8 protein-coding genes and 3 pseudogenes are annotated in these 11,332 nt (G+C 58.2%); 8 read left to right on the top strand and 3 right to left on the bottom strand.

The window, feature by feature from the left end:
• The first annotated feature begins 5 nt into the window (after positions 1-5).
• The 7 genes and pseudogenes from AB4048_RS27945 (at position 6) to AB4048_RS27975 (ending at position 6,825) form a co-directional block, all read left to right on the top strand.
• Positions 6-1,040, top strand: a complete 1,035-nt coding sequence (locus AB4048_RS27945; protein WP_442205227.1) for a YihY/virulence factor BrkB family protein — start codon at positions 6-8, stop codon at positions 1,038-1,040.
• 143 nt (positions 1,041-1,183) lie between these two features.
• Entirely contained in the window at positions 1,184-2,086 is a 903-nt protein-coding gene (locus AB4048_RS27950) for a DUF72 domain-containing protein (protein ID WP_442205221.1), read from the top strand.
• A 221-nt stretch (positions 2,087-2,307) separates the two neighbouring features.
• Positions 2,308-3,205, top strand: a pseudogene (locus tag AB4048_RS27955) (hypothetical protein).
• 26 nt (positions 3,206-3,231) lie between these two features.
• On the top strand, positions 3,232-4,269 hold the full coding sequence (locus AB4048_RS27960) for an ATP-dependent DNA ligase (protein WP_442205222.1): 1,038 nt from the start codon (positions 3,232-3,234) through the stop codon (positions 4,267-4,269).
• A gap of 341 nt (positions 4,270-4,610) precedes the next feature.
• The gene (locus AB4048_RS27965; RefSeq protein WP_442205223.1) at positions 4,611-5,198 is read left to right on the top strand and encodes a hypothetical protein; all 588 of its coding nucleotides are present in this window, start codon (positions 4,611-4,613) and stop codon (positions 5,196-5,198) included.
• Positions 5,199-5,229: 31 nt separating this feature from the next.
• Positions 5,230-6,258: a sensor histidine kinase gene (locus AB4048_RS27970; protein ID WP_442205224.1), complete on the top strand. Its 1,029-nt coding sequence runs from the start codon at positions 5,230-5,232 to the stop codon at positions 6,256-6,258.
• A gap of 192 nt (positions 6,259-6,450) precedes the next feature.
• The gene (locus tag AB4048_RS27975) at positions 6,451-6,825 is read left to right on the top strand and encodes a BA14K family protein (RefSeq protein WP_442205228.1); all 375 of its coding nucleotides are present in this window, start codon (positions 6,451-6,453) and stop codon (positions 6,823-6,825) included.
• A 1,013-nt stretch (positions 6,826-7,838) separates the two neighbouring features.
• On the opposite strand, the gene AB4048_RS27980 is transcribed toward AB4048_RS27975, so the two are convergent.
• A complete protein-coding gene (locus AB4048_RS27980) occupies positions 7,839-9,395 on the bottom strand; it encodes a phospholipase D family protein (protein WP_442205225.1) in 1,557 nt (518 codons plus the stop codon).
• 245 nt (positions 9,396-9,640) lie between these two features.
• A pseudogene (locus AB4048_RS27985) lies at positions 9,641-9,769 on the bottom strand (IS630 family transposase); the annotation flags it as partial.
• Between the two features lie 117 nt (positions 9,770-9,886).
• Here AB4048_RS27985 and AB4048_RS27990 point away from each other — a divergent pair.
• Entirely contained in the window at positions 9,887-10,924 is a 1,038-nt protein-coding gene (locus AB4048_RS27990; RefSeq protein WP_442205226.1) for an IS110 family transposase, read from the top strand.
• 258 nt (positions 10,925-11,182) lie between these two features.
• Here AB4048_RS27990 and AB4048_RS27995 read toward each other — a convergent pair.
• Positions 11,183-11,332 (bottom strand): annotated as a pseudogene (locus AB4048_RS27995) (transposase); the annotation flags it as partial.

Raw genomic sequence — 11,332 nt, forward strand, 5'->3', positions numbered from 1 at the left:
TGGCAATGAGTGTCGGCGCGCTCTCACTGATGCGAACAAGGCATGGCGTCGGGTTCGATCGGTCGTTGCGGAATGAAGATCTGGGCGATGCTCGCGGCAGGACCGCAGGCGTTCCGGAAGACATACCCGTCAAAGGCCTTCGTGATGTCTTCTGGCGGCTCGTCAACGAAGTCTCCGATGATCGCGTGACCCTCGTCGCTGCCGGCGTCACTTTCTACATGTTGCTTGGGTTGTTCCCATCGCTCGCGGCACTTGTCGCTGTCTATGGTCTGGTGGCGGATCCAGGCACCATGGCWGATCACCTCCGCGARCTYTCGGGACTGCTTCCCCCCGGCGCCTTCGAAATCATCGCCGATCAAATCAAGAACCTGGCCCAAACCCGCAACACCACCCTTGGCATCACCTTTTTCGTCGGGCTGGCGGTGGCGCTGTGGAGTACGCACACCGGTACGCTAGCGATCTTYGATGCGATGAATGTCGCCTACGGGGAGAAAGAGAAGAGGGGGCTGATCAAGCTGAACCTCGTGGCGCTTTGCTTCACCCTCTGCGCAATGGCGTGTGCTGCGGCGATGGTAGCGCTCGTCGCCGTCATGCCCCTGGTTCTTTCCTACCTGTGGCTCGATCGATTTAGCGAGCAACTGGCTCTTCTTCTMCGKTGGCCGGTTTTGCTTCTGATCGTCGCCAYAGCTGTCACCGCYGTCTATCGCTTCGGCCCAAGCCGGGAGCCGGCGAGGTTTCGTTGGATGACATGGGGTGCCGCTCTCGTCACGGTCTCATGGTTTGCAATGTCGCTTGGCTTCTCTTTTTACCTAAATCATTTCGCCAACTACAGCGCGACCTACRGCACGCTCGGGGCGCTGATTGGCTTCCTGATGTGGATATGGCTTTCGATCGTCATCCTGATCGTCGGAGGCGAGCTTAACGCGGAACTCGAACATCAGACAGCCAAGGACACCACGACCGGGCCGCCATTACCGATGGGGTCGCGGGGCGCCTATGTCGCCGATACCTTGGGGCAGACGGCAGACGAACTGCCATAGCGCGTGCCGTTCCTGCAACAACGATCAGTTGTCACCAAAGAAGATGGCGGCACGACCTCAGGCGTTCCCATAGGTGCCGTCTCCGATACCGTCGAGTTACTCATTAGGTACCTTCACTCGATCAATCCGAACAGGAGAATTAAATGACGGCACTTTCTGCGGAGGAATTCGCCGATCGGCGCGCCCGCCGGCAAGAGCGTCGACAAAAACAGCGCGATGCAAATGCTGCTCGTGCTTGCAAAATGCATCAGGCTCGGATTGCTCCAGAACGTAGTGCAAGAGTATCCCCGGCGCTCGATCGGGTCGCGGGTCGAATCTATGTTGGTTGTTCGGGGTGGTACTATTGGCATTGGAAGGGGCAATTTTATCCTGCGGACATTCCATCGAGCCAATGGTTTTCGACCTATCAAGACCACTTCAAGACGGTGGAACTCAATGCCCCGTTCTATTCGTGGCCGACAATTGGTGCGGTCAAAACTTGGCTCCGCCAAGCAGACCCAGCCTTCGTCTACACCGTCAAGGTGTGCGAGCTGATCACTCATATTAAGCGGTTTGAGGATACAGAGACTTTAATCGAGGACTTCGGCTACATAGCCGACCTGCTCGGTCCTCAGATGGGATGTTTCCTGTTTCAACTTCCCCCCAGCGTGCATTACAGCGCGGAGATGCTGGAACGGATCCTATCTCGACTCGACAAGCGGCACCGCAACGTCGTCGAGTTCCGGCACAAGAGCTGGTGGAATGAGGAGGTTACTGATGCGTTCAAAGCCGCAGGAGCAATCTTCTGTTCATGCAGTGGTCCTCGTTTGCCGGATAAGCTCGTGCAAACCGCCGAGGATATTTACGTGCGCTTCCACGGTGTCGATCAATGGTATCGCCATGACTATAGCGACGCCGAACTAAGGGTATGGGTTGAACGAATAAAGCAGAGCGAGGCAAAGACGGTGTGGGCTTACTTCAACAACGATCGCGAGGGTAATGCGACCAAGAATGCCAAGCGACTGTCGCAACTTCTAAATGAAGATACGCGGCGCCTGCCAGCGTAAGCTGGCGTCCATCAGTGTGTCGTCAACGGCGATCAAGATCTGAGGAGGACGCGCCGCATGGCACGAAATCATCGAACAACTCCGTCCTACTCGCCGGGGATGGCGATCCGACCGACGCTCTCCGAGATCCACCGAGAAGTGAAAGACAGTTGCGGCTGCGAAATTGTTCCCTCTATGGACTGGCTTGAGAAACCGAACGAACGTATCGGCGTTTCCACTGAATGACCGTGCCGAAACCGATAACCACCTTCGGCCCAATGACAGACCAAGTCGAAGCCAGGCCCGGCGCCGACGCATCCTCCCCGTTCGACCGGATACCTATCGAGCAATTTCGGCGGCGTTTTCCACGTGCCCGGTGGAGCGACGACCGGCAAGCTTGGTTCGTGCCGGGGAGGACAGCCTCTCAACGTTTCGGAAAATGGCTCGCCGAATTACAAGCGGAAGCCGACGCCCACGCCGACGCCAAGGGCAGGGACGCCTTCGAGTTCGCTCCGATCGAAAGCGCCTACCTGGAACTTGGCAAGGCCGGCTTCCGGATCAGGACGCCATACTCGAAGACTATCGTCGATAAGCTCCGCGAGGTGCCGTTCTCCAGTTGGGACGGCGATCGCCGGATCTGGCATGTGCCCTTCCGGTCGTATGAAGACCTCCGACGGAGATGGGCGGAGATCGAGGCAGCAGCCCGCAGGAACGAACCCGAGGAAAGACGACATCGCGCCGAGGAGCGCAAGGGGACGGAAGAGGAAAGGCGAACTAGGCTTCGGTCGGCGGAGCGCAGGCGTCGTCGCTATCCGCTGCGACACGGCGACCTCCCGCCGCTCCGACGACCGGTGGCGACGGCGGCCGGAATCATCGTTTTCACCGAGGTAACCGGTGAACTGGTCGAAGCCGAGAAAGTCTTGGACTCTATCCGCACGCGACTGACGCGCATGTCTGGGGCGATGGCGGAAGCCGACATTTCAGGAACTTGTCCGCGCGTGGCCTGCGAAGTCGCCACGTCCGAAAGACGCCGAGTGGTGGCTGCCAACGATCGAGGAACTACGTCCTGCCCGTCGAACTGCAAGATCGCGCGAAGAGAGGAAGCTGTTGGTACCGTTGGATAAACTTCCGTACGCATAACAAATCCACCGTGGAAAGGAAGCTCGATGGCGAAAAACACTCAGAAGTTTGGCCTGCCAGTCGATTTTGAACCGATGGAGGCAAAGTCGTCGGCCGAACTACCCGCGGAGGAGGGGTGGCAATACGAGCCGAAATGGGACGGATTTCGGTGTCTAGCATTCAAGGATGGCGACGCGGTCGATCTTCGGGCCAAGTCCGGGAAACCTCTCGGGCGATACTTTCCGGAGGTGCTGGCCTTGCTGGGAGATCTCCCAATCGGCAGCATGGTCGTCGACGGGGAGCTTGTCATCGAGATCGAAGGGAAACTTTCGTTCGAGGCAATGCAGATGCGGCTCCATCCCGCCGAAAGTCGAGTACGCAAGTTGTCCGCCTCGACGCCTGCAAAACTCGTGCTTTTCGATATCCTTTTCAGCCCTGACGGGGTTTCACAAGTCAATACCCCCCTGAAAACGCGGCGAGCCAAGCTGGAAGCTGTGATCTCGCCTTTCCAGCGAACGGAGAGCCTCGTTCTGTCGCCTTACACTACTGATTATACTCTCGCCCGTGCGTGGCTGTCGCAGGCAGGCAATGGCGGCATCGACGGCGTAGTCTGCAAGCGTCTCGACGGCACCTACGAGCCTGGAGTACGTGCGATGATCAAGGTCAAGCGTCTCCGCACCGCTGACTGTGTGGTCGGAGGCTTTCGTTACGAGAGTAAATCGAAGGAAGTTGGGTCGCTGTTGCTGGGCCTCTACAATGCGGGCGGCGAGCTTGACCATGTCGGCTTCACCTCGACCATCGCGGACGCCGATCGAGCGGCCCTGACTGAAAGGCTGGAAGCAAGGCGAGAGGCACCGGGCTTTACCGGAAAGGCGCCGGGCGGTCCCAGCCGATGGAGCACCGGGCGAAGCGGAAACTGGGAGCCGGTCAAGCCGGATCTCGTTGTTGAGGTGCGGTTCGACCATGTAACAGGCCGCCGGTTCCGTCACGGCACAAAACTGATGCGCTGGCGGCCGGACAAGAAGCCGGCGCAATGCACGTATGAGCAGATCGAGGGAGCGAGCATGCAGGATCCGACCTCCTAGTCTCATTCACATCATCCGACGTAAGGTCACGGCCCGCGCCGGATGCTCCCTTCCATCAGCGGTACGGACACCAATGGTTCAGCGTCGATGGCACGCAGTTGCGGCCGGATCGCATCCAATCGGTGAGTGACCGACGGCGTCAGGAGAGAAGTATTCGGCGACGCCCGCGAAAGGATTGCATTCGTCGGCGTCTCGCAGGGCTCGATAGTCGCCCTGGACGCCCTCGGCTCGGCACGATGGCAAGTCGGCGCAGTCGTGTCCTTCGCCCGCCTTCTTCCGCCCACCCCGTCTTCATCAAGAGCAAGTCGGCGCCCGTCCTACTCGTGCGCGGCAAGGGGACCATGCCCTCAAAGGCTTCCTCGGTGGCGGCGGCTCAGCTCAAGACGGCAGGTTTTCAAGGTGGAACTCGACATCGAACCGAGCGTCGGTCACACGATCTCGACAACGGGCGCACTTTCCTCGACAGTCGCCCAAGAATGGAAACCGTAGCTCGGCATGGCCGTTTCCACTCCATGAGCGACGAGCAGAGGAGCGAGAGCAAAGAATCCCAGACCAGGGAGAAGATCTCGTTTGCCTTTGACCGGATGAAGATCGCCTCTTTCCAGGAGACCTTCCGTGCCGGACAAGAGGCGACAATAGCGACGTCGTCAAGAAGGACGAAGCGACTCGTGAAGGGACGCTTCCTCGATGCAAGCTATTTCATAGATCAGAATGGGAAGACCGAAGCCGGTAGCATGGCGGAGATCGCAACCGGCGTCGCTGTGCGATTTCGGTGTGGGACGCATCAATTCGCGACCCAGGCCACCGATAACGAGGCCGGATTGAGCGACAAAGCCTTGACGAAAAGATTGAAATCCGACCGCAAGCTTCGTACATTTGGCCCTGTGCTTCGACTTATTTGCCCCACGAGGATCCGGATCGTGCCATAAGAAGTGGCGCCCGTTTCCAAGGAACAGGTCCATGAAGATCGAGATCGGAACTGACAAGATTTCCTCGAGAGAACGGTTCCTCGAGGCGATTGTTCAGAGCGCGATCGACTACGCGATCATCTCTATGGACCTCGACGGCCTCGTCACAAGTTGGAACGAGGGCGCACACCGAATCCTGGGTTGGACAGCGGAAGAAATGGTTGGCAAACCCGCTACCGCTTTTTTCATCCAGGAGGATAGGGAAGAGGGCGTGCCTCAGAGGGAGATGACAGCGGCTCTTAACCGCGGACGGGGAAGCGACGAGCGTTGGCATCTCAGGAAAGATGGCACGACGTTCTGGGCATCCGGAGAAATGATGGCACTGCGAGCGGACGACGACACCGCCATCGGCTTCATCAAAATTCTTCGTGACAGAACGCAGGAGCGGGATCAGTCCGACAGGCAGCGTCTCCTGATGCACGAACTCGGTCATCGGATGAAGAACACGCTCTCGGTGGTCCAGTCGATCGCCATTCAGTCTCTTCGCAATGCGGCCTCTCTCGACGACGCCTCGGAAAAGCTCCAGTCACGGCTAGCCGCCTATTCGACGGCTCACGACATCCTGCTTCAGAAGAACTGGACGAGCGCGACGCTGGGAAACATAGTCGAGGCGGCAAGGATAAACATCGGTCTGGAAGGAAGTGCCCGCATGAAGGCGCAAGGACCCGACGTCGAACTGGGGCCTCAAGCCGCGCTTTCATTCTCGCTGGTCCTGCACGAGCTGCTCACAAACGCATTGAAATATGGAGCCCTCTCGAATGCGGAAGGGCGGATCGATCTGTCATGGATGGTAGAACGCCGCGATGGAGAGGATTTCCTCGTTTCGGCGTGGCGTGAGACCGGCGGCCCGCCGGTAGTCGACCCCACGCGCAAGGGTTTCGGATCGCGCCTCATCTTCTCCAGCTTGAATGCCTACGGTGAGGTTGGTGTCGTGTACGAGCCGCAGGGGCTGGTATTCAAAATCGATATGCCGCTATCGAAAATACAGTTCCGCAACGATCTGGCGCAGATCGACACTTGAAGCGACATTTACTAAGATTCGCCGATCAACTCCTTGACCCTGCGGGCGACCAAAGCATCAGCCGATCCATATTGCTTAAGCATTGAGTGGATTCGGGAGCGAAGCATGGCAAAGAAGGTCCTTGCAGCAATTGCCAGCTTTTTGATGTTTCCGGCCTGGTTTGTGCCGACGAACGCGGCACCGATCCAGAGAATGACGATATCAGACGTGCCCAGCGACGTTATAAAGGTTCAATCCGGCCGCCGCTCCTCTGGGCGAAATACGTCCAATCGTTCCAGTTCAAACTATTGGCGCGGGTACCGCGGGTCGCGTTCGCAATGCAGGGGTTGCCGCCGACGCAATGATGGCTGGTGGTATCCGGCCGCAGCGTTCACAACCGGGGTGGCTGTGGGAAGTGCGATATCGCGACCCCGCACCGCGCAGCCCGTTCACCGTGCCAGCCCGCCGTCGAGAAACAGCCGTCACGTTGCTTGGTGCAGAAACAGATTTCGTACTTTCCGGGTGTCCGACAATACCTTCCAGCCCAACAGCGGTTCGCGGCGACAGTGCGTTTCTCCGTATCGGTGATTGGTATTGAAAAGGCCCCGCCGGCGGAGCGGGGCCAGTTCAAATCAACCCAGGAGGTGGGTCGCAATGCTAGACACTCGGCGCGGGCTGGGCCTTGGGGTGCGCGTCCATAGATCCATCACGGCCCGCTACCAGAACATTGGCGCAAGGAAATTGTTCCCGCGCAGCCACCCCAAACTATCTGTCACATCGAGGGTCCGCGCCGACTGCGAGCGCCAAGCGTCGTGTCAACGGCAATCGGCTGACGCGGTCTTGTTTGCTTCGTGTTTCTTGTGAGTGGTGTTTTTTGTTGTGGCCATACCGTTACAATCCTGCGACTTGCCGTGGCTATTAGGTGAAGTCGCATTACTGTTCGCCGTGGCCTGGCCGGATGCAACGCTTGCTTTGTTGCCGGGGTCGTTTGACCCACTCTTTGTCCCTGTGGTTGAAGCGGCAGCCGAAGAGCCGCTGTCCTTTCCGCCTGAAGCATTAGTGCCGCCCTTGCTGCCAGTATTACTTTGAGCAAACGCACCCGTGGACATGGACAAAGCCAACAGCGAGACCGGACAAAATCTTGAGCAACATGGTTTTTACTCCTGGTTGGGGAACGAGAAAAACCAGCAGACCGGAGACATGTTCCAGAAAACCACGCGAAATAAAAAGGCCCCGCCGAAGGCAGGGCCAGTTGGGGAATGAGACCAAGAGGGGTGGGTCGCAGAAGCATTCTCCAGGCACAACTCGGTTGGGACCGTCGCTAGAAACGCCTTGCGACCCACACATTTCAACGCGTTTCGGGCGGATTTGGTTCCGATAGGCGTCTAACTCGGAACTGATCTTTGGTTGCCAAGTTTGGCTGTGTGGCGCTAAACTACTAAAATGGGACATTGGGTGGCATAGGGCGTGGCCGCAACTCGCCGCCTAGCATTAATAGCTCTCGCTATGCCATGGCTGCTGAGGATTACCGGACGGCGGCTCGGGGCGGCAGCCGACATCGACAGGCAACCGCTTCGCGCAAGCCGCAGTGCCAATGAGACTTACAACTGAGATTCGAGCGGTAGCCATCCGATCAGCCAACAGATCACTCGACGTGATTTGCTGGCGCTGGGCTCCCGCTTTAGTGTGAGGGTCTTGCCGTCGATGACGGTTTCCCACGTGACGCTTCCGTGATCCAGGCGAACGAAATAGCTGAGCTCCGGTCGGTTCTCATCCGCGTACACAGCGTCCATAAGTGCTACGAGCGCTGGTGACTTGAACAGGACGCCCATTTCTGTGTTCAAAGACACAGACCGTGGATCGAGATTGAGGGATCCAATGAAGCCGTATTGGCCGTCTCTCGAGAAGGCCTTGGTGTGCAAGCTTGCCTGTCCTGACCCGCGAAGCGAGAAAGACCCTTGGCCGGCGACTGAACGCAGCTCATAAAGGCATACGCCACCCTTCAGCAAGGCAGCGCGATAGCGGGAATATCCCGCGTGTACGGCTGCGACATCGGTAGCTGCCAGTGAGTTGGTTAGGACGGATACTTTCACTCCAGCGTTACTCAACTTCGTTAGGGCGGCGACTCCACGTTCCCCCGGAATGAAATATGGTGAGGTGATATTGACGGAATGCCTGGCGCTCGCGATGACCGGAAGCAGCGTTTGCATTAGCAAGTTCTGACCATTGCGGCGTTTCCCTGCAGCTTTCTCCGGCGGGTCGGCGAGAACCCTGACGTGCTCAGCCCAAAGGAACCCGTCATCCCCCACGATGTCCTCGAGCGAATGGCCGCTTCCGATACGATCGAGATACGGCTTGGCATGTTCCGTTGAGCGGTTACGATCCATGACTTGCCGAAGCTTGGTCAACCGGTTTGATCGACGTGACAGCAGCGAGCGAACAGGCACGGCGGCCATGCTATTCCAGTAATCGTCGAATATCGCTTCGGTTTTCGCCACTGCATCGCCGACCATGACTAGATCTAGGTCCCGAAAATTCGCGTCTTTCCCTGCGTCAAAGTATTCGTCACCGATGTTACGGCCGCCAACGACAGCAACTCGGCCGTCGGCGATCCAGGCCTTGTTGTGCATGCGTCGGTTGACGCTTCTGAATCTTAGCGCCATCTCGATCCCGCGGCAGATGGAATTATCGCGCGTCCTGGTTGGATTAAAGAGCCTCAGTTCGATATGAGGATGGCAACTTATCGCGTGAAAAATCCGGTCGGAAATCGAAACGCCGAGATCGTCCAGCAGCATTCTAATACGAACGCCTCGGTCGGCCGCGGCAATGACCTCCTGCATGACCAACATACCTGTCAGATCCGACTTCCACATATAATACATCAGGTCGAGACTGCGCCCAGCCATGCCCGCGGTCCGCATTCTTACGGCGAAGGCGTCTAGGTTTGACGGCAGCAACACAAGGCCACTGTCGCCATTACGCTCGCGACAGATCTTTGCTGCGTATTTATCGAGCTCAGTGCCGGCAATCATGGTCGGGAGTGCTTTTGCGCTAACCTTCTTAACCCTTTTCAGGAACCGAACATGTTCTGAAGCTGCCGCGAACGATAAAAACACCGGGGCTAGAACGACTACAACGGCGATGCTCAGCCAAGCCACGTGGACCCCCGTTATATGTACTTCGTTATTCCGGTTGAGCGGACTTTTTACCGAGACGTGTCGGAAAATAGGAAGCTCGAGATTGACGGCAAGATTAGCAGGCGCGTTCCGGTGTCGGTTCAGCTACTCGGCGACCGGACGCGGATGCTCTCGTCGCATTCCTTACATCCGAGGAAGCGGCGTTCATCTGCGGCTCGCTGGTGGAGATCGCGCGTAGGCTGATCTGTAATACGGATCCTCGCTGATCAGAACCCATTGACCCATTCTCTGCGACCGATGGACATGATCCGCCATGGCTGGCTTTCGAGCTTTCGCCAGGCATCGCAGCAGTGATCGACAATGTCGTCGTATGATTTGAAGACTCGGTTCGAGAGATGGTGTAACGGTCTGAGCCCAGCCAGCTGAGTTTGGAGGCTTGGTGGTCGTCCCTCACAATGATGGTGTCGCGGAGTCAGGAAGGGCCTGCTCCATAGCATCACGGAGAGACGACCATGAAGCAGTATGCCGGTATCGATGTATCATTGGAATACTCAAGTGTGTGCGTAGTGGATGCGGATGGCCGCATCGTGCGGGAAGCAAAAGTGCTGAGCGATCCTGATGCGCTGATTGCCTGGTTTGGCGAGCACGGCGTGGCGATGGAACGGATCGGTCTTGAGGCGGGCCCTTTGTCGCAGTGGCTCCATGCCGGGATGGCAAGGGCGGGTCTGGCGGTCGAGCTGATCGAGACGCGCCACGTGCGGGCGGCCTTCAAGACGATGCCGGTGAAGACCGACAAGAAGGATGCGCGAGGCATTGCGCAATTGATGCGGCTTGGCTGGTTCAGACCGGTCCACTGCAAATCTCTTCCGGCCCAGGAGGTGCGAGCACTATTGACCGCACGCAAGCTCCTTCAGGGCAAGCTTCACGACATCGAAATGAGCATCCGGGGTATTCTGCGCGGCTTCGGCCTCAAGGTTGGGCCGACCACGCGGCGCACCTATGCGGCACGGATCCGCGAGCTGATTGAAGGTCATCCGACCTTGGAGGCGATTGCCGCATCGCTGTTGAAGGTGCGCGACGCACTTGCGGACGAATTTGCAGGTTTCGAACGAAAGCTGCGTGGTATCGCCCGTCAGGACGACAGCGCGCGGCGGCTCATGACGACGCCCGGTGTTGGCGTTCTGGTGGCGTTGACATTTGTGTCGGCCGTTGGCGCTCCGGAGCGTTTCCGATCATCCCGAGCGGTGGGGCCGCACTTCGGATTGACGCCGAAGAAGTATCAATCGGGCGAAACCGATTACACTGGTCGAATCTCGAAGATCGGCGATGTGGGCGTACGAACCGCGCTCTACGAGGCGGCCAACGTCATCTTGACCCGGCCGGTCAAAGGCTCGGATCTTAAGACTTGGGCGCTGGCAATCGCAAGACGTGCGGGGCCCAGGAAGGCGCGCGTTGCACTGGCCCGCAAGCTGGCGGTGGTGTTGCACCGCATGCTCAGGGACGGAACCGACTTCATCCCTCGCAAGGCAAAGACAGCCATGGCCGGCTGAGCAGGAAGGATGTAACAAGACAGGCTTTCGGGCGGGCCATACCATCAGCCCCCCGAGCAAGGTCCCTTCGCCGGGACGATGGATAGGTTAGGCCGGAAAACTGGACGCAGCAATTCCTGACTGCGCTATTAGAGAGATTGGCCAACCGCTCCTCAGCAGACCCCATACAGCAGCGACCCCGCGTCGACTGCGGACAGAAGCAAGCACTCGGCGACGGATTGAGCTCATAAGGGATTGACTCGGGAAAGCCCGTTACAGAAGCCAGTTTTCGCGCATGAAGTGCCAGAGGTTTTCAACGGGGTTTAGCTCCGGCGATTTCGGCGGGAGTGGCAGGATGGTGATGTTTTCAGGCACGACGAGATGATTGGACATGTGCCAGCCTGCCTGATCCATGATGAGGATGGCGTG

The sequence above is a fragment of the Rhizobium sp. RAF56 genome (assembly GCF_052113965.1).
Lineage (GTDB): Bacteria > Pseudomonadota > Alphaproteobacteria > Rhizobiales > Rhizobiaceae > Rhizobium.

Excerpts from the sequence above, each read along its gene's own strand:
- AB4048_RS27950 (WP_442205221.1), top strand. The coding sequence starts at position 1,184 with ATGACGGCACTTTCTGCGGAGGAATTCGCCGATCGGCGCGCCCGCCGG.
- AB4048_RS27960 (WP_442205222.1), top strand. The coding sequence starts at position 3,232 with ATGGCGAAAAACACTCAGAAGTTTGGCCTGCCAGTCGATTTTGAACCG.
- AB4048_RS27965 (WP_442205223.1), top strand. The coding sequence starts at position 4,611 with ATGCCCTCAAAGGCTTCCTCGGTGGCGGCGGCTCAGCTCAAGACGGCA.
- AB4048_RS27970 (WP_442205224.1), top strand. The coding sequence starts at position 5,230 with ATGAAGATCGAGATCGGAACTGACAAGATTTCCTCGAGAGAACGGTTC.
- AB4048_RS27975 (WP_442205228.1), top strand. The coding sequence starts at position 6,451 with ATGACGATATCAGACGTGCCCAGCGACGTTATAAAGGTTCAATCCGGC.
- AB4048_RS27990 (WP_442205226.1), top strand. The coding sequence starts at position 9,887 with ATGAAGCAGTATGCCGGTATCGATGTATCATTGGAATACTCAAGTGTG.